The sequence below is a fragment of the Pseudomonas edaphica genome, assembly GCF_965277385.1.
In the GTDB taxonomy this organism is placed as follows: Bacteria; Pseudomonadota; Gammaproteobacteria; order Pseudomonadales; family Pseudomonadaceae; genus Aquipseudomonas; species Aquipseudomonas edaphica.
This window is the reverse complement of record NZ_OZ255725.1, coordinates 4,721,316-4,745,213: the sequence shown is the minus strand read 5'-3', so window position 1 is coordinate 4,745,213 and position 23,898 is coordinate 4,721,316. Positions and strand designations below refer to the sequence as shown.

17 protein-coding genes and 1 riboswitch are annotated in these 23,898 nt (G+C 60.2%); of the genes, 2 read left to right on the top strand and 15 right to left on the bottom strand.

Annotation, left to right across the window (positions count from 1 at the left end; genetic code table 11):
* Positions 1–140: 140 nt before the first annotated feature.
* Positions 141–1,145: a low-specificity L-threonine aldolase gene (ltaE, locus tag ACQY47_RS21600; RefSeq protein WP_428551703.1), complete on the bottom strand. Its 1,005-nt coding sequence runs from the start codon at positions 1,143–1,145 to the stop codon at positions 141–143.
* Between the two features lie 182 nt (positions 1,146–1,327).
* A riboswitch (FMN riboswitch) is annotated at positions 1,328–1,497 on the top strand.
* A 114-nt stretch (positions 1,498–1,611) separates the two neighbouring features.
* On the opposite strand from ltaE, the gene ACQY47_RS21595 reads away from it, so the two are divergent.
* Positions 1,612–2,121 carry a 6,7-dimethyl-8-ribityllumazine synthase gene (locus ACQY47_RS21595; RefSeq protein WP_003233516.1) on the top strand — a complete coding sequence of 170 codons (510 nt, stop codon included), beginning with the start codon at positions 1,612–1,614 and terminating at the stop codon, positions 2,119–2,121.
* A gap of 166 nt (positions 2,122–2,287) precedes the next feature.
* On the opposite strand, the gene astE is transcribed toward ACQY47_RS21595, so the two are convergent.
* From astE to ACQY47_RS21560, 7 genes are all read right to left on the bottom strand, one after another.
* Positions 2,288–3,292 (bottom strand): succinylglutamate desuccinylase, encoded by a 1,005-nt coding sequence (gene astE / locus ACQY47_RS21590; protein WP_428551699.1) that lies wholly within the window; start codon positions 3,290–3,292, stop codon positions 2,288–2,290.
* An 11-nt stretch (positions 3,293–3,303) separates the two neighbouring features.
* Positions 3,304–3,594 carry a hypothetical protein gene (locus tag ACQY47_RS21585; RefSeq protein ID WP_003214319.1) on the bottom strand — a complete coding sequence of 97 codons (291 nt, stop codon included), beginning with the start codon at positions 3,592–3,594 and terminating at the stop codon, positions 3,304–3,306.
* Between the two features lie 37 nt (positions 3,595–3,631).
* Entirely contained in the window at positions 3,632–4,978 is a 1,347-nt protein-coding gene (gene astB / locus ACQY47_RS21580; protein WP_138450944.1) for an N-succinylarginine dihydrolase, read from the bottom strand.
* A gap of 169 nt (positions 4,979–5,147) precedes the next feature.
* A complete protein-coding gene (gene astD, locus ACQY47_RS21575) occupies positions 5,148–6,617 on the bottom strand; it encodes a succinylglutamate-semialdehyde dehydrogenase (protein ID WP_428557373.1) in 1,470 nt (489 codons plus the stop codon).
* Positions 6,614–7,639: an arginine N-succinyltransferase gene (astA, locus tag ACQY47_RS21570; RefSeq protein WP_017138423.1), complete on the bottom strand. Its 1,026-nt coding sequence runs from the start codon at positions 7,637–7,639 to the stop codon at positions 6,614–6,616. The genes astD and astA overlap by 4 nt, the downstream gene beginning before the upstream one ends.
* Before the next feature lie 49 nt (positions 7,640–7,688).
* A complete protein-coding gene (gene aruF, locus ACQY47_RS21565; RefSeq protein ID WP_017138424.1) occupies positions 7,689–8,708 on the bottom strand; it encodes an arginine/ornithine succinyltransferase subunit alpha in 1,020 nt (339 codons plus the stop codon).
* 246 nt (positions 8,709–8,954) lie between these two features.
* Complete coding sequence (locus ACQY47_RS21560) at positions 8,955–10,175, bottom strand: aspartate aminotransferase family protein (protein ID WP_138814190.1); 1,221 nt, start codon at positions 10,173–10,175, stop codon at positions 8,955–8,957.
* 299 nt (positions 10,176–10,474) lie between these two features.
* On the opposite strand from ACQY47_RS21560, the gene ACQY47_RS21555 reads away from it, so the two are divergent.
* The gene (locus ACQY47_RS21555; protein WP_428551693.1) at positions 10,475–15,511 is read left to right on the top strand and encodes a dermonecrotic toxin domain-containing protein; all 5,037 of its coding nucleotides are present in this window, start codon (positions 10,475–10,477) and stop codon (positions 15,509–15,511) included.
* Positions 15,512–15,518: 7 nt separating this feature from the next.
* Here the strand turns inward: ACQY47_RS21555 and ACQY47_RS21550 are convergent, their stop codons facing one another.
* The 7 genes from ACQY47_RS21550 to acs form a co-directional block, all read right to left on the bottom strand.
* The gene (locus ACQY47_RS21550) at positions 15,519–16,499 is read right to left on the bottom strand and encodes a GlxA family transcriptional regulator (protein WP_017138427.1); all 981 of its coding nucleotides are present in this window, start codon (positions 16,497–16,499) and stop codon (positions 15,519–15,521) included.
* A gap of 246 nt (positions 16,500–16,745) precedes the next feature.
* Positions 16,746–17,510: an ABC transporter ATP-binding protein gene (locus tag ACQY47_RS21545; RefSeq protein WP_017138428.1), complete on the bottom strand. Its 765-nt coding sequence runs from the start codon at positions 17,508–17,510 to the stop codon at positions 16,746–16,748.
* A 27-nt stretch (positions 17,511–17,537) separates the two neighbouring features.
* Complete coding sequence (locus ACQY47_RS21540) at positions 17,538–18,650, bottom strand: succinylglutamate desuccinylase/aspartoacylase family protein (RefSeq protein WP_428551688.1); 1,113 nt, start codon at positions 18,648–18,650, stop codon at positions 17,538–17,540.
* A 1-nt stretch (position 18,651) separates the two neighbouring features.
* Positions 18,652–19,350: an ABC transporter permease gene (locus tag ACQY47_RS21535; RefSeq protein WP_017138430.1), complete on the bottom strand. Its 699-nt coding sequence runs from the start codon at positions 19,348–19,350 to the stop codon at positions 18,652–18,654.
* Positions 19,347–20,036, bottom strand: a complete 690-nt coding sequence (locus tag ACQY47_RS21530; RefSeq protein ID WP_017138431.1) for an ABC transporter permease — start codon at positions 20,034–20,036, stop codon at positions 19,347–19,349. The genes ACQY47_RS21535 and ACQY47_RS21530 overlap by 4 nt, the downstream gene beginning before the upstream one ends.
* 92 nt (positions 20,037–20,128) lie before the next feature.
* Positions 20,129–20,914 (bottom strand): ABC transporter substrate-binding protein, encoded by a 786-nt coding sequence (locus ACQY47_RS21525; protein WP_017138432.1) that lies wholly within the window; start codon positions 20,912–20,914, stop codon positions 20,129–20,131.
* A gap of 769 nt (positions 20,915–21,683) precedes the next feature.
* Positions 21,684–23,639 (bottom strand): acetate--CoA ligase, encoded by a 1,956-nt coding sequence (gene acs, locus ACQY47_RS21520; RefSeq protein WP_056861684.1) that lies wholly within the window; start codon positions 23,637–23,639, stop codon positions 21,684–21,686.
* Positions 23,640–23,898: the final 259 nt, after the last annotated feature.

Genomic DNA, 23,898 nt, shown 5'->3' with positions numbered 1-23,898 from the left:
CTTCCACGGAGTCTGCGGCCAAAGGCCAGTGCGCAACATCATCAGACGGAGCGACGGCAAAGGGCCGCATTATATCGGCCCTTTGCCGGTGGTACAGCGTGTTTATGCGATAGAAACAGTCAATTAGACGGTCTGCACGATCATTTTCGGGAAAACTCGACAAATGTCTGCACCACCTGCTCCATCTGCACTCGGCTGACATCCAAGTGAGTGACCATGCGCAGACGCGGCGCGGCACTCAACTTGATCCCGCGTTCGGCGGCAAAGGCCTTCAGCGCCTGGGCCTGATCGCCAATCTGCACGTACACCATGTTGGTTTGCACCGGCTCCACTTCAAAGCCGGCGTCGCGCAGTGCATCGCCCAGCCATTGGGCGTTGGCGTGGTCATCCGCCAAGCGCTGCACCTGATGATCCAGGGCATACAAGCCCGCCGCCGCCAGCGAGCCGGCCTGGCGCATGCCGCCACCGACCATCTTGCGCAGGCGCCGCGCCTTGGCGATCAGCGCGGTGGAGCCGCACAGCACCGAGCCGATCGGCGCGCCGAGGCCTTTGGACAGGCACACCGACACCGAGTCGAAATACTGGGCAATCTCCCGCGCATCCACACCGAGCTTCACCGCCGCGTTGTAGAGTCGCGCGCCGTCCAAGTGCAAGGCCAGGCCATGTTCACGGGTAAACGCCCGCGCTTTCGCCAGGTACGCCAGCGGCAGCACCTTGCCCTGCATGGTGTTTTCCAACGCCAACAGGCGGGTGCGGGCGAAGTGGAAATCATCGGGCTTGATCGCCGCCAGTACGTGGTCCAGGTCCAGCGAACCGTCGGCTTGCACCTCCAGCGGCTGCGGCTGGATCGAGCCAAGCACCGCCGCGCCACCGCCTTCGTATTTGTAGGTGTGGGCCTGCTGGCCGACGATGTATTCCTCGCCACGCTCACAGTGGGCCATCAAGGCAAGCAGGTTGCTCATGGTGCCGGTGGGCACGAACAGCGCGGCAGCGAAGCCCAGGCGCTTGGCCAGCTCGGCCTCCAGGAGGTTGACGCTCGGGTCTTCGCCGTAGACGTCATCACCGCTGACGGCAGTGGCCATCGCGTTGAGCATGCCGGCGGTGGGTTGGGTCACGGTGTCGCTGCGCAGGTCTATGACGGTCATCCGGGGGCCTCTGAATAGGGTTGTCGTATTGACGATTACTGCGGGCAAAGCCACGCAATATCAAGCCCCACGTGCATTCAATCGAATACCAACCAAACAAACCGATATAGGTTATCGATACGGCGATCGTGCAGTTTCTGAAAAAGCATGTTAAAAACTCTCCGCCGCCAGGGTTCTGGCGGCAACGTTCTCAGGGCGGGGTGTAATTCCCCACCGGCGGTAATTGCACGCAATGTGCATAGCCCGCGAGCGCTTGGCGCCTCGAACTGCTCACGCAGGACGGCGACAAGGTCAGCAGACCCGGTGTGATCCCGGGGCCGACGGTCATAGTCCGGATGAAGAGAGAACGGGATTGGCACCCAAGGGCCGCGCGCTGAACTCATGCCTGCATGATGCAGCTGTTCGTACCCTTGAAATCCCATTCGATTCATAACGCCCTGTTTTTTTCTTAAACAGGAGTCAGAACATGCAACCCACCGCAATCGACAGCAAAAGCAAAAACCACCACGGCGAGCGCGTCGCGTTTATCCAGGCCTGCTGGCACAAGGATATTGTCGACCAATCGCGCAAAGGCTTCCTCGCCGAAATGATCGCCCAGGGCTACCAGGAATCGGACATCGATTTCTTCGAAGTCGGCGGCGCCTTCGAAATGCCCCTGCACGCCAAGCTGCTGGCCAAGACCGGCCGTTACGCCGGTATCGTTGCCGCGGCATTGGTGGTGGACGGTGGCATCTACCGCCACGAATTCGTCGCCCAATCGGTGGTCAGTGGCCTGATGCAGGTGCAGCTGGAAACCGAAGTGCCGGTGTTCTCGGTATCCCTGACCCCGCATCACTTCCACGCGGGCAGCGAGCACCACACCTTCTTCTACGAGCACTTCGTGCACAAGGGCCAGGAAGCCGCGCGCACGTGCGCCGACACACTGCACAAGGTGCGTGCGATCCGTCGCAGCGAGCCGCGTGCTGTAGCCGTTTAAGCAACATCAAAAAACCCGGCCTCAGAGCCGGTTTTTTTGTGGGCGCTTGCTTGTGTGGGAGCTGGCTTGCCTGCGATAGCGGCAGGTCAGTCAACATCACTGTTGCCTGTGCCGCCGCCATCGCAGGCGAGCCAGCTCCCACATTTGATCGCGGCTGTCTTGGGACCTATATCAGGCCAGCATCCGTGGTCGGCACGATCAATATCCCCGCCCGCAAACCATTCTTGACCTTCGGGTTCGGGAAGATGATGCGCGCGCCCTCCTCCTCGATCACCCAGCGGGTCTTGGCCACGTCTTCGGCCAACAGGTAGCCCTTGGCCAATGGCGAAAAGTTTTCCACATCCGCCGGCAGGTGCAGCAGGAAGGCATCACTGTGCTTGATCACTTCGCGAGAGACGGCAAACAATTGCAGGCCATCGAGGCTCTCGGTTTCGGGCTCATCACCTTCGATGATCTGCTTCAACCGTGTCTCCAGGCGTGACACATCCACGCCCTGGTTCTGCCCGAACGGTCGGGCCTTGCCCAATTCCAGGGTGAAGGCTTCGGCGTCGAGTTGCTCGTAGGTGAACGCGGTGAACGTGATCGAGGTTTTGTTCTGCAACAACACCGCCTGCATACCGGCAGCGTTCAGGCGCGCCAGCTCGTGGCGCGAATGCTGGCGCCCGTTCTTGAACGGGTACAGCGCGAACTGCTCGATCTTCGAGCCGCGAATGGCCGTGTGCAGGTCGTAATGCAGGCGCGAACGGCCCGGCAGGCTGAAGAAGCTGCGAGCCAGTTGCTCAAGCTCGGCGGCGCGCATGGCCTCCGGGCCGATGTTTTGTTCGTGACGGCCGTTGAACAGCCGGTTGACGTCCAGCTCAAGGTAACGCTCGCCGCGGCGCATGGCCTCGGGGTTGCCGAACAGGAACAGAATACGATTGCGGGGTTTGATCTCCCCACGGGCAATGCCATGCAACACGCGGTCGAGCAATTCGATCGGCGCGGTTTCGTTGCCATGGATGCCGGACGACAGCAGCAGGTCGCCGCCGTTGTCCAAGGCCTGCGGAGGGCGCACTTCAAGCGCGCCTTCGCTGAGCCAGCGCATCTGCACGCCGTCGACAGTCAGTTGAATTTTTTGCGCCGGTTCGCGACCGGCGAGGGTCAGTTCAAGCAGTTTGCCGAGGGCGAGCATAAGCAGCTTCCTTAGTGGTTGCAGCCAGGACCGTGAACGTGATCGTCATCATCACCTTCAACGTCGGCCGGTTCCATTTCCAATTGCAGGCTCATCAGGTTGGTGGCCAGTGGGCGCATCAGCAGGTTGGCGTATTCAGCGTCACCTTCTTCCACGTCCACGCCGATCAGCAGTTGGCCACGACCGTCGTGCTGGATCCAGATTTCCTTGCCCTGCCACACCACGGCAACGCGGGTGCAGGAGGTTTCCAGCTGGGTGCCGTCGGTGTCTTCAAGGATCAGTTTGAGGGTGTCGGTGGTCATAAATTGTTCTCAGCATAGGGTGTAAAAAGAGGCAGATTTAATTGATCTGGAAAGGATAAACCGAGCCCAGTTTAAGGATTTGCGTCAGTTCATCCAGTGCCGTCCGGCACTCAAGCAGCAATTGCGGGTCAGCCAGGTCGCTTTCACGCAGGCTGTCGCGGTAGTGCTTGTCGACCCATTGGGTCAGCGTTTCGTACAACGGCGCGGTCATGATAACGCCTGGGTTCACCGCCGCCAGTTCCGATTCATTCAAGGCCACGCGCAAGCGCAGGCACGCCGGGCCACCGCCGTTCTGCATGCTTTGCTTGAGGTCGAAGACCTTGACTTCGCGGATCAGCCCACCGGAGGCCGTCAGGCCTTGCAGGTACTGCCAGACGCGCTCGTTGGCGCGGCATTCTTCCGGCACGATCAGCAGCATCGAGCCGTCGGCGCGAGTCAGCAACTGGCTGTTGAACAGGTAGGAACGCACCGCGTCCTCGACGCTGACCTCGGCGCGTGGCACACACACCGACTGGAAGTTGCCACCCAGCTTGCCCAACTTGCCTTGCAGTTCGGCGAGCATCTGCTCGGTATTGAGGAACGCGTCCTCGTGGTAGAACAACACCTCGCCGTTGCCTACCGCGATCACGTCATTGTGGAACACACCGGCATCGATTACCGCCGGGTTCTGCTGGCCGTACACCACGCCGTCATCTTTCAAGCCGTGCAGGCGTGCAACCGCCTGGGAAGCTTCAAGGGTCTGGCGCGCCGGGTATTTTTGCGGCGCCGGGTAACGGGTGTCGAACGCACTGCGCCCGAACACGAAAAACTCAACCCCGGCCTCGCCATAGTCACGGCAAAAACGCGTGTGGTTGGCCGCGCCCTCATCGCCGAACTGCGCCACCGCCGGCAACGCGGCGTGGTGGGCAAAGTGTTTCCCGTCAGCGAACATCGCCCCCAGCACACGGCTGGTGGTCGGGTGCTCGATGCTGCGGTGGTATTTGCAGTTGAGGTTGGCGGCGGTGAAGTGCACGCGGCCATCCGCCGTATCGGCGCTCGGGCTGACTGTGGCGGCGTTGGCCACCCACATGCTCGACGCCGAGCAGCTTGCCACCAGCAATGGCATGGCCTGCTTGGCGGCTTGCTGGATCACTTGGGCGTCAGTGCCGCTGAAACCGAGGCTGCGCAAGGCGGCCACATCCGGGCGCTCTTGCGGCGCCAGCACGCCTTGCACAAAGCCCATATCCATCAGGGCTTTCATTTTCTGCAGGCCCTGCAACGCCGCAACCTTGGGGTTCGAAGACTGCTGGCTGTTGCTCTGGGACGCGACGTTGCCATAGGACAAACCGCCGTAGTTATGGGTCGGCCCCACTAGACCGTCAAAATTGACTTCACAGGATTTCATCGGCGAGGCTCCACGAACATCTGTTTTTATAGGCATCAAGTTACTTGAACACACCACTGACCTTGTGTGGGAGCTGGCTTGCCTGCGATGGCATCACCTCGGTTTTACTGAAAAACCGAGGCGCCTGCATCGCAGGCAAGCCAGCTCCCACACAAGCCCGCACCCACCTTTAGATCAGTGCAATGCCCGGCGTCAGTGTCGCTGGCAATACCAAACTCGGGGTCTCCAGCGAAGCCACCGGGTACGCGCAATAATCCGCCGCGTAATACGCACTGGCGCGGTGGTTGCCCGAGGCGCCCACACCACCGAACGGTGCGGTACTGGCAGCGCCCGTCAGCTGTTTGTTCCAGTTGACGATACCGGCGCGGCTTTCCAGCCAGAACTGCTGGTAGCGCGCTTCGGAGTCCGACAACAGACCCGCAGCCAAGCCATATTGAGTGTTGTTGGCCTCGGCAATCGCCCCGGCAAAATCAGCGTAGCGGATCACTTGCAACAATGGGCCGAACAGCTCTTCATCCTCACGCTCGGTCACGCCGGTTACATCAATGATGCCTGGGGTCAGCAAGGCGGCCTGAGCCTGCGGCTGAGTCATTTCCAACAGCGCCACCGCGCCATTGGCCAGCATCCACTCCTGGGCGTCCATCAAGGCTTTGGCCGCGCCGAGGGAAATCACCGACCCCATGAACGGTGCCGGCTGCTGGTCGAATGCACCGACTTCAATCGTCGCACTGACCGCCACCAGACGCGCCAGCAAGGCATCGCCCCAGGCGCCTTCGGGCACCAGCAAACGCCGGGCGCACGTGCAGCGCTGGCCAGCCGAAATGAATGCCGACTGAATAATGGTGTAGACCGCCGCATCCACATCGGCCACTTCATCGACCACCAATGGGTTGTTGCCACCCATTTCCAGGGCCAGGATCTTGTCCGGGCGCCCGGAGAACTGCTGGTGCAGATGGTTGCCGGTGCGGCTGGAGCCAGTGAAGAACAACCCGTCAATGCCAGGGTTGGCCGCCAGGGCGATACCGGTTTCCCGCGCACCTTGCAGCAGGTTCAACACGCCCGCCGGCAAACCGGCTTCAACCCAGCATTGCACGGTCAGCTCGGCGACTTTGGGGGTCAGTTCGCTCGGTTTGAACAACACCGTGTTACCCGCCAGCAAGGCCGGGACGATATGCCCGTTCGGCAAATGGCCCGGGAAGTTGTAAGGGCCGAACACCGCCACCACACCGTGGGGCTTGTGGCGCAATACGGCCGTGGCGTCGCCCAACGGGCCGCTCTTTTCGCCGGTACGTTCGCGGTAGCTTTGCACCGAGATGGCAATCTTGTTGGCCATGCTGGTGACTTCGGTGGCCGATTCCCACAGCGGCTTGCCGGTTTCCTCGCCGATGCAGCGAGCGATTTCATCGGCGCGCGTTTTCAGCGCGGCGGCAAAGGTTTCCAGCACGCTGATGCGTTCTTCCAGCGGGCGGCGAGCCCAGCCTGGAAATGCCTGACGCGCCGCCTGCACGGCCGACTCGACCTGCTCGGCAGTGGCGCCATTACCAGTCCAGAGCACCTGCTGGGTCACCGGGTTGCGCGACTCAAACAGCTCACCCTGGCCGGCCAGCCAGCTACCTGCGATATACAGCGAATTCATTATTTCGACTCCCGAGCAGCAGACAACGCAACAGCGCGCACTTGATCACCCACCACCAGTTGCAGGCGTTTGGCGGTTTGCGGATCGACCACCAACGTGCCTGCCGCCAGCCGGGCCGGAGCGGCAGTAATGCGGCACTCCTCGCGCTTGCGGTTATGGATCAGGAACGGCGTAGCGTCGTCCCCCGGCGTGCCGATGGCCAACACCAGCGACTGGCTGTCGCGCACCGCACGGATTTTGCTGGTTTCACATTCCACCGCCGGGCCGGCGTCGAAGATATCGACATAACCCTGGTAGCTGAAACCCTCACTCTTGAGCATGCTCAATGCAGGCTCGGTGTCCGGGTGGACCTTGCCGATCACATTACGCGCGTCTTCAGACAAGAAGCAGCTGTACAGCGGAAACTTCGGCATCAGCTCGGCGATAAACGCCTTGTTGCCCACGCCGGTGAGGTAATCGGCCTGGCTGAACTCCATCTTGAAGAAGTGCCGGCCCAGGCTTTCCCAGAACGGTGAGCGCCCGGCGTCGTTGGACACGCCACGCATCTCGGCAATGATCTTGTTGCCGAACAGCTGCGGGAACTCGGCGATAAACAGCAGGCGCGCCTTGGCCAGCATGCGGCCGTTGAGGCCGGTGCGGTAATCGGCGTGCAGGAACAACGAACACAACTCGGAATTGCCGGTAAGGTCGTTAGCCAGGAACAGCGTCGGAATCTCGCGGTAAATGTTCAGCTCCTGGGAAGCGCTGACCGTGAGGCCGACCCGGAAGTTGTACCAAGGCTCACGCAGGCCGACGGCACCGGCAATAGCAGAAATGCCCACCACACGGCCTTCGTCGTTTTCCAGCACGAACAGGTAGTCGGCATCACCCCGCCCGGCTTCACCGCGAAAGGTTTTTTCCGCCCAGCCAACTCGATGGGTCAGGCGCTCCTCGTTGGCCGGCAAGGTGGTGAGGCCGGTGCCGGTGCTGCGCGCCAGATCAATCAGGGCCGGTAAATCGCTGCTGCGTACGGGACGAACGATCATGCTATCTCCTCAGACGGGCCGCTTTGCAGCCACCCGCGAAACTCTCTTTTTAAACCGCTACCAGACGCACACTTGCGCCTTCGCCAACGCCCAGGGCTTCAGCCGCTTCCAGGTCCAGGGTCACCGGCTTGCCGGGCGCGTAGTCCAGTTCCAGCATCACCGCGCGGTAATCCTGCAACTGCGCGTTGCTCACCAGGTACTGGCGGCCGACACCTTTGACCATCTCGCCGATTTTTACCGGCACCACGCGGCTCTGGGCGATCGAGCGAATGCCCGAAACCCGTGCGTGCAACGTTGGGCCGCCGTCGAAGATGTCGATGTAGTGGTCGGTCTCAAAACCTTCGCGCATGAGGATGTCGAAGGTGATTTGCGCACGCGGGTGCACCTGGCCCATGGCTTCCTGGGCTTCGTCCGGCAACAGCGGCACGTAGATCGGGTAATGCGGCATCAGCTCGGCGAGGAAGGTGCGGCTTTTAAGCCCGCACAGGCGCTCGGCGGCGGCATAGTTGAGGTCGAAGAAGTTGCGACCGATGGCGTCCCAGAACGGCGAATCACCGTTCTCGTCGCTGTAGCCGACAATCTCGGTCACCACCGAGTCGGCAAAGCGCTCGGGGTGGCTGGCCACGAACAGCAAGCGGCCACGGGAATTGAGTTCCGACCACGGCGAACCAACCAGCGCAGGCTGCACGTAGAAACTGGTGAGCAGGCTGTTGCCGGTGAGGTCGTGGCACTGGGAAAGCACGTGGATCTTGTTGTGGATCTTCAGCTCGCGAGAAGCGTGTACGAAGGTCTCGTTACGAAAGCTGTAGAACGGTTCGGAGTAACCGGCCGACGCGACGATGGCCGAGCAGCCGGCGAGCTTGCCGGTCTCGGTGTCTTCGAGCACGAAGAAATAGCTTTCTTCACCGTTGAAACTCACCTCGGCCGCGAAAGACGCTTCGCTGGCAGCGATCTTGTCGCTCAGGCGTTCCACATCGTCCGGCAAGGAGGTGACACCAATCGGGCTGTCCGCAGCCAGACGCTGTACCTCGCCCAGATCAGCCATTTGCGCGGGGCGCATCACCAGCATGGTGTCACTCCTTAACTCGAAAAACTCATAGGGGAAAAAATGCCGGACAGGAGGCCTGCTCACACCATTCTGATGGTGTAAGCAAATCCATGTGGGAGCCGGGCTTGCCCGCGATGGCGGTGTGTCAGTCAGCACAGAGGTTGCCTGTGCCACCGCCTTCGCAGGCAAGCCAGCTCCCACATTTGATCCGGTCCGGCCTTTAGAATTTTTGTTCGGCACCCGGATCGCCAGGCACCGAACGGTCCATCAAGCTTGCGTCAACGTCTTCACAGCACGTTCGAAGCGGTCCAGGCCTTCGTTGATATCCGCGTCTTCCACCACCAGGCTTGGGGCGAAACGCACCACGTCCGGGCCGGCTTGCAGGATCATCAGGTTTTCTTTTTCGGCCGCGTTGAACACGTCCTTGGCACGGCCTTTGAACGCGTCGCTCAGCACGCAACCAATCAGCAGGCCCATGCCGCGCACTTCGGTGAAGATGCCGTATTGCTTGCCGATCTGTTCCAGGCGCGCCTTGAACAGGTCGTGCTTGGCGTTTACGCCGGCCAGCACTTCTGGGGTGTTGATCACGTCGATCACCGCCTCGGCCACCGCACACGCCAGCGGGTTGCCGCCGTAAGTGGTGCCGTGGGTGCCGACCACCAGGTGCTTGGCCAGGTCTTCACGGGTCAGCATGGCTGCGATCGGGAAACCACCGCCCAGGCTCTTGGCGCTGGTGAGGATGTCCGGCGTCACGCCGTAATGCTGGTAGGCGAACAGGTGGCCGCTGCGGCCCATGCCGGTTTGCACTTCGTCGAACACCAGCAGCGCGTTATTGGCGTCGCACAGTTCGCGGGCGCCTTGCAGGTAAGCCAGTTCGGCTGGCAATACGCCGCCTTCGCCCTGGATCGGCTCCAGCACCACGGCGCAAGTTTTATCCGACACGGCCGCTTTGAGCGCGTCCAGGTCGTTATAAGGCACGTGGGTAATGCCGGTGATTTTAGGCCCGAACCCATCGGAGTACTTGGACTGGCCACCGACGTTGACGGTGAACAGAGTACGGCCGTGGAAGCTATTCAACGCGGCGATGATCTCGTACTTCTCGGTGCCGAAACGGTCGAACGCAACGCGACGGGCCAGCTTGAATGCGGCCTCGTTGGCCTCGGCGCCGGAGTTGCAGAAGAACACGCGTTCGGCAAAGGTGGCGTCGATCAGCTTATGGGCCAGGCGCAGGGCCGGCTCATTGGTGAACACGTTGGAGACGTGCCACAGCTTGTTGGCCTGTTCGGTCAGTGCACCGACCAGCGCCGGGTGGGCATGGCCCAATACGTTAACCGCGATGCCGCCGGCAAAGTCGATCAGCTCGCGACCGGCCTGGTCCCAAACGCGCGAACCTGCGCCACGCACGGGAATGAAGGCGGCAGGTGCGTAGTTGGGCACCATCACCTGGTCGAAATCGGCACGTTGCACCGGGGCTTGCTCAACGGACATCGGAGTCTCCTGAAGAGGAACGCCTGCCTGGAACTGGCGGGCGATGCAGGGATTGTAAGGACAGTTTTCGGCGCGGCCTTGCCGCCAAGCGACAACTTCTTATAGCGCAAACCCGCGTTTTTGGCGGGTTTACGCCAATGCGACAAATAGCGTCGCAATGGCGCAGTTTAAACGTTGCATCGTTTGAGAGGCAGGGGCATCGCCTGCTGATTTCGAAGGTTGTATTAACTATCTGCCCCCTGTACGCCAATCAGACTTGCTGTGATGACGGTGACTCAACCCACTGAAGGATCAGCCACGTGCCTCCCCTGACTCAAACCACGCTCACCCAACACCTGACACTCACCGCCAGCAGGGTGCCCGCCGGGGCTCACACCCGCCTGCCGCAATGGCTGGGCAACGCCTCAAGCGCGCGGCGCGAGACTTTGAAAAACACCCGGCTTGAGTTTGCCGATTGGCAGGCCGACACCCGCCGCCAGCAACAAGCCCCCCTCCAGCAAGCCATGGCCGAGAGCTGGGCCACGCAAAACCAGCTCGACACCGCCCTGGCAGCGCTGCAAGCGCCCCAAGCGTTCGCGGCACCCTTGCTGCAACAGGGTCTTACTTCCCGCTTTGGCATTGAGCTGGATGTCACCGCCACTTACCTGCGCCTTTACGCCCCCGTGACGGTTCCGCTGTTCCCTGTGGACTTGGGAGGCGTCAAGGCCTGGACCGTGTCGCTGGTGGACGCAGCGCTGCACAATTTCGACGCCGCCGAAGGCGAAAAAGCCGCTTACACCACCGACTCCACCTTCATCACCCAACCCTCAGCCGCTGGGCAATTCGACACCCTGCCCGCTGTGAGCGAAAAAATCAGCATCGCGCAATTCGTCGGACTGTGCCGCGAGCTGGACATCGGCGCGCAGTACCAACGCTACCTCAAAGGCTTTTTCGGCTTCCAGAACGCCACGCTGCAGGCATCGCTGCGCAGCAAGGTAATCGCCAATCTCAAAGCCGAGGCGCAAACCTGCGTGCACATGGCGCGCCTGAAAAAAGACGCGAGCGAATCGACGCTGCGCACACTCCAGGCGCAGCTCGACGGCCTCAGAGGCTTGACACTCCAGGGCAAGGTACTGCTCAACCACGACCTGAGCCTGATGGGCGCACCGCTGACCGGCATAGTGCTGTTCGCCGCCGACCTGGAGCAGCACCGAAGCGCAGTCCCCATAGTGGCGTACATTCCCGGCGACCCACTGGCGGCCCTCAAGTATTACCCCGACGGCACAGCATTCATGCGCGACCTGGCCGACAAGCTGCGCGACACCGACTACCAGGCGTTTTTCAGCCGCTTCGTCAACCAAGAATACCGCGGCTACTTCTTTGCAGACCTCAACAGCCGGCTATCCAAAGTCGTCTGGCACTCGCCGCAGCCCGGCGACTCACGCCCCGCCTGGCGCGACGAACCGGTGGTCAACCCGAACCTGCAGTTCTATGCAACGAAAATCACCGGTGATCTTTACGAACACCTGTACGAGACCAAGCTCGACAAGCTGCTCAATGACGCTCGGGTAACCGCCATCTCCACCGCAGACGCCGACAGCAAGGCACGCTGGCAACGCTGGGACATTGTGCAGAAGGTTGCTAACGCCATTCTCGAAGTCGCCGCCTTCATCGTGACCCCTTTCCTTCCACCACTGGGCGCGCTGATGCTGGGCTACACCGCTTACCAACTGCTCGACGACGTATTCGAGGGCATCATCGATTGGGCTGAGGGCCTCAAGCGTGAAGCCTTCGGGCACCTGATGTCGATCCTCGAGCAAATGGTGCAACTGGGTATGTTCGCAGTCGGCGCACCGATTGCCGAAGGTTTGCTGCGACAGGCACTGCCCAACGAACTGTGGCGCTTTTTTGAGCAGCTCACCCCGGTCACAACTGACGGCAAGACCCGCCTGTGGAAGCCCGACCTGGCGCCCTACACCCATGACATTCAACTACCGCCCGAGTCACGCCCCAATCACGAAGGGCTATATGCCCATGCGGATAAACAGATCCTGACACTCAATGGACAACACTTCTCCATCAAGCAGCAATTGGGTAGCACTTTCCTTGCCCACCCTACCCGCGCGCACGCTTACCGCCCGCAAATCATCAGCAACGGCAAGGGCGCCTGGCTGACAGCAACAGATCGCCCACTGACCTGGGATCGCAGCACCTTGCTGCGTCGACTCGGCCCACCGGCTGACACACTCAGTGAGACGCGCCTGGAATGGGCGCATCGCATCAGCGGCGCCGACGATGCCGCCCTGCGCAAGCTGCATATGGACCGCCAACCACCGCCTCCACTATTGGCCGACACCCTCAAGCGCGTCGCCATTGATCAGCAACTGCAAGACTTTATCGACCAGATGAACAGTGACGACCCTGCGCAGTATCAAAAAGCCGACCCGCAAACCCAGCTTTGGCTGTTGAGTCAGACCGGCCTGTGGCCCGAGTCCAAGACCTTGCGCTTTCTCAACGCGAAAGGTGAGACCGTCTGGGAGCATAAAGGCCAGGAAAACTCGGCGGTGGCGCAGATACATGAAGCCCAGATGAAAAATGGTGATTTTCTCAAAACGCTGCTGGAAACCCTGGACGAATCAGAACGCAAAATCCTGCTTGAGGAAGAATTCGGCACCCCCGCCACCCAACTGCACGTGCGCGCGGCCAAACTGCGTAAACAGCTGGCACGCCAAGCCCAGGCCAAGCGCGCTTCATTGTTTGACTCCCGCTACCGAGGACTGGAAACCACCGATGACCCGCGCCAGCAAAAAATCATCGACAGTGCGCCCGGCCTGCCCACCAGTGCGGCGCACGAGGTGCTGTTCGGCGCCAGCGGCCAAGACCTGCTGACCATGGATCAAGGTAGTCTGCCAACCCATCTGGTGGAGCGCGCACGCTGGGCTGCGCATCAGGTCAGGATCAGTCGAGCGTATGAAGGGTTGTACATGGATGCCCTGGAAAGCAACGACACAGAACAACTCGCGTTGCATTCCCTGGAAAAGCTGCCGGGGTGGTCGCCGCAGGTACGCCTGGAAGTGCGCGACTTCAGCCGCACCGGTACGGTACGGGACACCATCGGCCCGATGCAGGCACCGATCCAACGCACCTTGGTGCGCGCCATTGATGGCGGTTACGTTCCCGAAGACGGCAAGGGCACCCTGTTCGGCGAAACCGACCTCTATACCGCTGTGCTCCAGGCACTGCCCGACGCGCAACGCGACGCGCTGGGTATCCACATTGGCCAAGGCCCACTGCTGAAACAGACCTTGCGCCAGTACGCGCTGGCCCGTGAGCCGCTGGGGGAGCTGCTGGCAACTGCGCCAGTGCGCAAGCCTTTTTACGACCCCAAGCTGATGCGCTTGCCCGGCGGCATGGAGGGTTACGACGCCAGTGCCCCTGGCAACACAAATAACCTTGAGGCGCTGTTAGTACACGAACTGTATCCCCGCCTCGCCCCAGCAGAAGTGGACTATGTACTGAACGCCATGCGAAGCCACCCTGGCTCGCCCTTACAGACGCTTCATTATTTGAAGGCTGAATTTTCACGACTGGAAACCGACCTGGCGACCTGGCGCTCCAACCTCTCTCAAACCTTCCTCAACACCGAAGTACCGCTTTTCTCCTCAACCGTTGCCGAAGAGAAACTTAATCGCTGGATCTGGACTCACCAATTGCTCCGTGCCTGGCGGCACGAGACCCCGGAGGACAGCGAGTTTTCTCTTGGCCGCCAATTGCACCTCGACGCCCCCTTGCAAAGCGAACTGCCCACCATCAGTGCCAACTTCGACCACATCTGCAACCTGAGATTGAAGGGTTATCCCACCACCCAAGGCGTACCCCCCTTTTTGGCCCACTTCCCCAACCTGCGCACGCTGGATATCAGCGACATAGCACTCAACACACTGCCTCCCGAGGTCATGGCGCGCACCCAGCTCAATCGGCTGACGCTGAGCAATTGCAACCTTAACCTGACCACACAAAGCCGTGCACAGCTTGCCAATTTGAGCCAATTGAGAAGCCTGGACCTTTCCCGCAACTACCAGCTGTCACTTTCTCCCAACCTTGGGCAAATGCCTGAGCTGCAGACGCTGAACCTTAGCCAGACGCATATTTCGCTATTCCCCGAACACCTGATCAATCGCCCTCAGCTCACGAGCGCCGACCTCAGCGGCAACTACCTGAGCAGGCTACCCGACGCGCTGTTCAGCCTGCCCGCCGAACGGGCTAGAGCGTTTGATTTGTCGGGCAACCCCCTTTCACGCGCCACCCTGGAAAAGATCAAACGTTACTGCCAGAGAACCGGCGAACACTTCGGCGCAGACGCCAACCCATTCGAGCGTCGCTTGGTTCATGAGCTTTACCCCACCTTCACTGACGACGAGGCGAATAACTTTATCTTCAGGTTGCCCGGTGAGCTGAATGACTCAATGCCCGCACTCCTGCGCTTGAAAACCGACTACGAGCGACTGCAAACAGACTTGCAGGAGTGGGCATTGGATATACCTGAACGGTACCCGTTCATAGACACGCCCATGGACGAAGGCGTACGAGCGCAACAGCAACTGCTTCGCCACCAGCTCAAGGCCTTGCTGGAAGAAAGCTGGCGACGGGAGACCGGTCTGGATTCAAGCCAGGAGCCGCCGACCACCGATCATGAAATGGCGCTGAAACTGCCTTTACTCGGCGATTTACCGGTGCTGAATATGGACTTTAAACATGTGTCGAAACTGGAGTTGAGCGCAGAGCAAGCCACCTCAATTCCCGAAGGCTTTCTTGTGCGTTTTCCCAACCTGGAAACCCTGCATATTCATCGTTATGCCCTGCCGGACATTCCCGCCGATGTGTTCAAGCTGACCAAACTCAAGACACTGATCCTGTCCCATAGCCGTATGCGGTTGACCGCAACCAGCGCCGACGCCTTGAGCGACCTGCAAAACCTTGAGTACCTGGACCTCAGTGGTAACTCACTGGGAATCACGCCCGACGTCAGCAAGATGTCCGGGTTATCCACCCTGATCATCGAAAATGCCGGCCTGACCGAGGTACCCAACGGGACGTTCAACCTGCCATCCCTCGATCAACTGGACCTGAGAAACAACCGGATAACCGAACTTCCCACCGACCTGCTTGAGGTGGCGCCGGACAGGGCCGATGGGTTCGTTCTTGGCGGCAACACGTTCTCGCCTGAAACGATCGCCCTGCTGGTGCCGTATTACAACCGCACCGCAGTGGACTTTGGCATCCCGGAGGTCAGGCAGCGCGCGCAACTCAGCCCAGCGTCGTCAACCGACGCATCAGATCAGGACACCGAACAATAAAGGCCACTCAACCACGCTCGGAGGGCACCGACGACAATTCAAACGGGCTGCTGCTACGCCGCTGGTTACGGTCTTCACGCGGGGTGGCGCCAAAGAAGTTGCGGTAAGCGCTGGAGAAGTGCGGCCCCGAGGAGAAGCCGCACGACAGGCCGATCTGGATGATCGACTTGCTGGTTTGCATCAGCATCTGGCGGGCCTTGTTCAGGCGCAGTTCCAGGTAATACTGGCTGGGAACGCGGTTGAGGTATTGCTTGAAGATGCGCTCGAGTTGTCGTCGTGACACGCACACATGCTGGGCGATTTCGTCGGTGGTCAGCGGCTCTTCGATATTGGCTTCCATCAGCAGCACGGCCTGGGTCAGCTTCGGATGGCTGGAACCCAGGCGGTTTTGCAGGGGGATGCGCTGGCGCTCGCCGCCTTCGCGGATGCGCTCCACCACCAGTTCTTCGGAGACAGCACCGGCCAGTTCGGCGCCGTGATCACGGGCCAACACCGCCAGCAGCAGATCGAGTACCGACATGCCGCCACAGGCGGTCAGGCGGTCGCGGTCCCAGTCAAACAGATGGCTGGTGGCGATCACCTTGGGGAAGCGCTCGGCGAAGTCGTCCTGCCAGCGCCAGTGCACGGCGGCGCGGTAGCCGTCGAGCAGACCCAACTGAGCCAAGGGATACACACCGGCCGACAACCCGCCGATCACGCACCCGGCGCGCACCAACTGCTTGAGTGCAGTACTGAGTTGGGACGCAATGACGGTAGGTGGTTCGTCCGCCAGCAGGAACAGCTTCTGAAAGCCTTCAAGCTTGCCGGCCCACGGTTCGCCCGGTAATTGCCAGGCACCTTCGGTGCGCGGCTCGGCCTGCAAGAACGACAGTTCGTACACCACGTCCGGATGCACCCGTTGAGCAACGCGCAAAGCCTCCTCAGCCAGCGCAAGCGTGAGTGCTTTTGTGCTGGGCCAAATCAGGAAACCAATTTTATGGGCGGTCATTTAGGGGCTATCCGAAGCGAGTAACAGTAATGAAGACAAGGGCCAATGCTAGCCGGTAAACGAACACAAATCTCAAAACATATGGAGATCCAATGTGGGAGCTGGCTTGCCTGCGATGGCGGTGGGTCAGTTCCCACACTGGTTACTGATATATCGCTATCGCAGGCAAGCCAGCTCCCACAGGGACGGAAGTCAACGTCCGAGTTGCGAAATATGCACTATTTGAGTGCACAAAAGCAGTCTTGATTATTTCAAGCTACCGGAAAGAAACTGCTGCAACCGCTCGGATTGCGGGTTCACCAGCACTTCACGCGGGTTGCCACGTTCTTCGACGATGCCTTTGTGCAAAAACACCAGTTGGTTCGAGACTTCACGGGCAAAGCCCATTTCGTGGGTCACCACCACCATGGTGCGGCCTTCCTGGGCCAGGTCCTGCATCACCTTGAGCACTTCGCCGACCAGTTCCGGGTCGAGGGCCGAGGTCGGTTCGTCGAACAGCATCACCTCCGGCTCCATTGCCAGGGCGCGGGCGATGGCCACGCGCTGCTGCTCGCCGCCGGACATGTGGCCGGGGAACGCATCCTTACGATGGCCCACACCAACTTTGGCCAGGTAGTGCTCGGCCTTTTCACGCGCGTCTTTTTTCGACATGCCCAGCACGTGCACCGGCGCTTCCATCACGTTTTCAAGCGCAGTCATGTGCGACCACAGGTTGAAATGCTGGAACACCATGGACAGGCGCGAACGCATGCGCTGCAGCTGTTTCGGGTCGGCGGCCTTCATGGCGCCGTCCTTGTTGGTCACCAGTTTCAGCTCTTCGTTATTGAGCAGAATCTTGCCGGCGTGGGGTTGCTCCAGCAGGTTGATGCAGCGCAAAAAGGTACTTTTGCCCGAACCACTGGAACCGATGATGCTGATCACATCACCGGCCGCGGCGGCCAGGGACACGCCTTTGAGCACTTCATGACTGCCATAGCGTTTATGCAGGTCTTGGACTTCAAGTTTGTACATGCGGTCGGTTCTCACAAAAACAGGTGGTCAGTCGTTGAGCAAGCGCCCGTGGCGCAGCGCTTCGCGCCCCGCCACCTTGGCCAGCCAGAAACCCGCTTGGGCATAACGTAGCCGTTCAACGGCAAACAACACCCCGGACGTCCCCGCGCAAACAATGCTGACGCGGTCGGTCAGAGGGTCAATCACTTCAAAAATCTCATCGCCCTCTTCTACCCGGTCACCGGCTTTACGCAGGTAACTGATCACCCCGGCATGGGGCGCAAACAGCAACTCGGTGCCTTCGAAGGGCAAGCCTTCGCACGCGTCGTATTGCGGCGCCGGCCATTGGCCGGTGATCAAGCCTTGCTCGGCGAGGAACGCGAGGATGCCTTCGGCGTGGAAAATCGCTTCATCACGGCCGGTGTCGGCCTGGCCGCCCAACTCCAGGGTAGTCGCCAGGCAGGCCAGCGGAACCTGTGCGTCCGGGAACGCCTGTGACAGACGCAACCACGGCAGCGAGCAGGCTTCATCAAACGAACTGCCGCCTGAGTCTTCCGCCAGCAGGCCGACTTTCACACCCAGGTGCGCCGACAACGAGCGCCACTGCGGCCAGTGCTGGGGCAACGCATACATGTGCAACGCGGCTTCGGCGTCGCAATGCAGGTCCAGGACGATATCGGCGGTGCAGGCGTGGCTCAGCAAGATGCGCTGCATGCCTTGCAGCTGGCTGCTCGGCGCGGGCAATGCATTGAGTGCATCGGTCATCGCCTGGCGGATCATGCGCACATTCGCGTGCGGGTCATCGCCTAGCTTGCCCTTGAGCAACTCGGCAACCGGCGCGCTCAGCTCGACGAAATCACGGTTGAAATTCTTGCCGCTGCCGACTTCGAAACGCCCTTGGTGGCTGCCTTGCAGCAGTTGGCCCAGGCCCATCGGGTTGGCCACCGGCACCAGCTCGATCACCCCGTTGAGGGCGCCTTGCTGTTCCAGTTCAGTGAGGCGCTTTTTCAGCTCCCACGCGGCGCGCATCCCCGGCAATTCGTCGGCGTGCAGGCTGGCCTGGATATAGGCCTTGCGCTCGCCACTGCCAAAACGAAACACGCTCAGTTGGCGCTCGCAGCCCAGGTGGCCCCAGGGCAACAGGTGATCGATACGTTCCATATCAATGCTTCCGTGGAGCCAGGTAGCTCAGCCAGCGGCCTTCGGCCAACTTGAACAGGCGCACCAGGATAAAGGTCAGGCACAGGTAGAACACGCCGGCGGTGATATAGGCTTCGAACGGCAAGTAATACTGGGCGTTCACGGTGCGTGCAGCACCGGTGATGTCGATCAAGGTGACGATGGACGCCAGACTGGTGGTCTGCAGCATCATGATCACTTCGTTGCTGTACTGCGGCAGCGCGCGGCGCAAGGCCGACGGCAGCAGGATGCGGCGGTACAGCTTGTAGCGCGACATGCCCATGGCCTTGGCCGCCTCGATCTCCCCGTTCGGCGTGGCCTTGAGGCTACCGGCGATGATTTCGGCGGTGTAGGCGCTGGTGTTGATCGCAAACGCCAGGCATGCGCAGAACGTGGCGCTCGACAGCAGCGGCCACAGGAAGCTTTCGCGCACGGCTTCGAATTGCGCCAGGCCGTAGTAGATCAAAAACAGCTGCACCAGCATCGGCGTGCCGCGGATCACGTAGGTGTAGAGCCAGGCCGCACCGTTGATGACCGGCTGCTTGGACACGCGCATCAAGCCCAGCGGCAAGGCGGCGAGCAGGCCAAAGAACAGCGAAATAGCCAACAGTTTCAGGGTGGTTACCAGGCCGCCAAGGTACAGCGGCATGGCTTCCCAGATGACGTTGTAGTCGAAGATCATAGATCAGCCGCCCTTACGCCTACCGAGTAGCGCTTCTCAAGATAACGCAGGGCCAGCAACGACACGCTGGTGATCACCAGGTACATCGCCGCCACTGCGAGGAAGAAGGTAAAAGGCTCGCGGGTGGCGTCTGCCGCCTGCTTGGCCTTGAACATCATGTCTTGCAGGCCCACCACCGAGATCAGCGCGGTGGCCTTGGTGAGTACCAGCCAGTTGTTGGTGAAACCAGGGATCGCCAGCCGAATCATCTGCGGCACCATCACCCGGAAAAACACCTGGAAACTGCTCATGCCATACGCAAGGCCGGCCTCGGCCTGGCCCTTGGGAATGGCCATGAAGGCGCCACGGAAGGTTTCCGAGAGGTAGGCGCCAAAGATGAAACCCAGGGTGCCGATACCGGCGGCCAAGGGGTTCAAGTCGATATAGTCGTCATAGCCGAGCATCGGCGCGACGCGGTTTAACAAGTCCTGGCCGCCGTAGAAAATCAGCAGAATCAGCACCAGGTCGGGGATCCCGCGGATCACCGTGGAGTACAAGTCACCCAGCCAAGCCAACCAGCGCACCGGCGACAGGCGTAACGCGACCCCGATCAGACCCAGAACAATGGCCAAGGCCATGGACGACAAGGCGAGCTGAAGCGTCAACCATGCGCCATCGAGGATGACAGCCCCGTAGCCGTTCAACATGATTCAGGTCCTCGAAAAGGGGGATGAAAAAATGGCGCAAACTTCAGAATCTTCTGTTGCTTGCGCCATTTAGGACAGACAGCTGCGACGAGTTACTTAGGGTCAGCGCCGTAAATATCGAAGTCGAAGTACTTGTCCTGGATTTTCTTGTATTCGCCGTTGGCACGGATCGCGGCAATCGCAGCGTTGATCTTGTCCAGCTCGGCCTTGTCGCCTTTACGCACAGCGATACCGATGCCGTCACCGAAGTACTTGGCGTCGGTGAACTGTGGGCCCACGAACGCGTAGCCTTTACCGGCAGGGGTTTTCAGGAAACCGTCTTGCAGCAGGGTGGCGTCGGCCACGGTGCCGTCAAGGCGACCGGCTTCCACGTCCAGGTAGATTTCGTTCTGCGAGCTGTAAGGCACAACCGTGACGCCTTTAGGGGCCAGGACTTCCTTGGCGAAACGATCGTGGATCGAACCGCGTTGCACGCCGATTTTCTTGCCTTTGAGTTCATCCAGGCTGTCGCTGACGGTGGTGCCTTCCTTCATCACCAGCTGCGCTGGGCTCAGGTAGTAGCGGTTGGTGAAGTCCACAGACTTCTTGCGGTCTTCAGTGATGGACATGGACGACAGGATCGCATCGATCTTGCGCACTTTGAGCGCAGGGATCAGGCCGTCGAATTCTTGCTCGACCCATACGCACTTGACCTTCATCTCTGCGCACAGCGCGTTACCGATGTCGTAGTCAAAACCAACGATGCTGCCATCCGGCGCCTTCGAGGCAAACGGAGGGTAAGCCGCTTCGATACCAATCTTCAGGGGCTTTTCATCAGCGAAGGCCTGCATGGACAGCACGGACAGCGCCAGGGCGCCCAACAGCACAAGTTTCTTCATCTTGGGACTCCATCGGTATAGGGCAAAAAGCAGAATGAGCCGTGGCCCACGATGCGACTTAAGTGAAACCGAATAGCGGTGCTGCGTCCTACCCTGAATTGATACAGGAGACGACGAGCGAGTGATCGGCATTCTAACGACAGGCCGGAAGCCGATATTTCCTCAATGCGACAACAATTTACAGAAGCACTGAGAAAGCGGTTCCAGCACATTGACAGCCTCTGGATTTTATGCAGAGACAAAAGATATTAAACCTGTTGATGCTGCAAATTGCGGGCCTATTATTCGCAAACCCTTCTAGCACGGCAAGTCTGGCGTTTAATCTTATTTCTGAGGGTGTCTAAAACGCGGGTTTTCGGGGCGCAGGCGTAGCACATTGCCTCAGGATTGGGCGTGGGGTTACACATTTAGGCTGGACGGTAACATTCAGAAACCTCCTACGAAAGAAACCGATATTTATTGGCCTACACACATATCGTTCCCACGCTCCGCGTGGGGATGCATCCTGTGACGCTCTGCGTCACGCCTCAAGAGCAGACGCGGAGCGTGGGAACGATCAAACTCCGGCCATGAAACACATTCCAAATGTGGGAGCTGGCTTGCCTGCGATAGCGGCCTGTCAGCTAACCCACCTGTGCCTGATACGCCCTCATCGCGGGCAAGCCAGCTCCCACAGTGATCCGGTTTCGCCAGTGCTATCGAAATCAAACCCCACAAAAAAGCCCCACCCGGCTCACGCCGAATGGGGCTTTATCTGACCCAGCCCGCCTTACGCGACGTTCATGGTCTTGTGCGTCTCAATCAAATGCGCCACCACACCTGGGTCGGCCAGGGTGGAGATATCCCCCAACCCGTCATACTCAGCCGTAGCAATCTTGCGCAGAATCCGGCGCATGATTTTCCCCGAACGCGTTTTCGGCAAGCCCGGCGCCCACTGGATCACATCCGGCGAGGCAATCGGCCCGATCTCTTTGCGCACCCAGTTTTTCAGTTCCAGGCGCAGCGCTTCGTTAGGTTCTTCGCCATTCTTGAGCGTGACATACACATAGATGCCCTGCCCCTTGATGTCATGCGGCACACCCACCACCGCCGCTTCGGCGACTTTAGGATGCGCAACCATCGCACTTTCAATCTCGGCAGTGCCCATGCGGTGGCCGGAGACGTTCAACACGTCGTCCACCCGCCCAGTGATCCACCAGTAGCCGTCTTCATCACGGCGCGCGCCGTCGCCGGTGAAGTACATGCCACGGAAGGTCTTGAAGTAAGTGTCGACAAAACGGTCATGGTCGCCATACAGCGTGCGCGCCTGGCCTGGCCACGAATCGAGGATCACCAGGTTGCCTTCGGCAGCGCCCTCGATGATGTTACCGAGGTTGTCCACCAACGCCGGCACCACACCAAAGAACGGGCGTGCCGCCGAGCCCGGCTTGAGCGCGTGAGCACCCGGCAGCGGGCTCATCAAGGTGGCGCCGGTTTCGGTCTGCCACCAGGTGTCGACGATCGGGCAACGGGATTGGCCGACGTTCTTGTAGTACCAATCCCAGGCTTCCGGGTTGATCGGCTCACCCACCGACCCGAGCAGACGCAGGCTGCTGCCATCCACGCCTTCGCAGGCAGCGGTGCCGGACGCCATCATCGCGCGGATCGCGGTCGGCGCGGTGTAGAGGATATTGACCTTGTGCTTGTCGACGATCTTGCCCACCCGCGTGATATCCGGGTAGTTCGGCACGCCTTCAAACAACAGCGTGGTCGCACCATTGGCCAGCGGGCCGTATACGATATAGGTGTGGCCGGTGACCCAACCCACGTCGGCGGTGCACCAATAGATTTCGCCTGGGCGGTAGTCGAACACACGCTCGTGAGTCAGGGCTGCGTACAACAAGTAGCCGCCAGTGGTGTGCTGCACGCCTTTAGGCTTGCCGGTGGAGCCCGAGGTGTAAAGGATGAACAGCGCTTCTTCGGCGCCCATCTCCTTAGGCGCGCACACAGTGCCCGCCACTTTCATCAGGTCTTCGTACCAGATGTCGCGATGCTGGTTCCACTTGATGTTGCCATTGGTGCGCTTGCACACAATGACTTTCTGGATGCTGCTGGTTTCCGGGTTGGTCAGCGCGTCGTCGACGTTGGCCTTCAGCGGAATTTTCTTACCGGCGCGAATGCCTTCGTCGGCGGTGATCACCACCTTCGACTTACAGTCGATAATGCGACCGGCCAGGGCTTCCGGTGAAAAACCGCCAAATACCACAGAGTGAATCGCACCGATGCGGGTACAGGCCAACATGGCGACCACGGCTTCGGGGATCATCGGCATATAGATAGTCACCACGTCGCCGCGGTGCACATCCTGACCGCGCAGGGCGTTGGCGAACTTGCAGACTTCTTCATGCAGCTCGCGGTAGGTGATGGTGCGGCTTTCGGAAGGGTCATCGCCTTCCCAGATGATCGCAGCCTGATCACCACGCTCGGCGAGGTGGCGGTCCAGGCAGTTGTAGGAAACGTTGAGGGTACCGTCGGCGAACCATTTGATGTCGACATGGTGGTCGTCGAAAGAGGTCTGCTTGACCGCAGTGAAAGGCTTGACCCAGTCAAGGCGCTTGGCTTGCTCGCGCCAGAAGCCATCGGGGTTGACCACCGACTGCTGGTACATGGCCTTGTAGGTCGCCTCGTCGGTCAGCGTGTTGGCTGCTACTTCGGGGCGAACGGGGTACAGGGAAGCCGCACTCATCTTTCTTACCTCGGTGACAATAGTTGTTTTTGTATGCCCTGTTGTAGCCGGGGCGCCCCCATAGAACCATTCGACGATGGTAGTAACAAGCCCCTACAAAATGCCCTGCTATGCCCTTTCAGGGCTCTGGCCCACGGCCTGCGCGGCTTTGGCGCCTGATGAAAAAACCTTTACCACGGGATTGTTACAAAAACCGCCAATAGTGTTTATCAAAAGCACGGGTATATGAATAAAACCCACAGGCCTAAAATCAACTCCG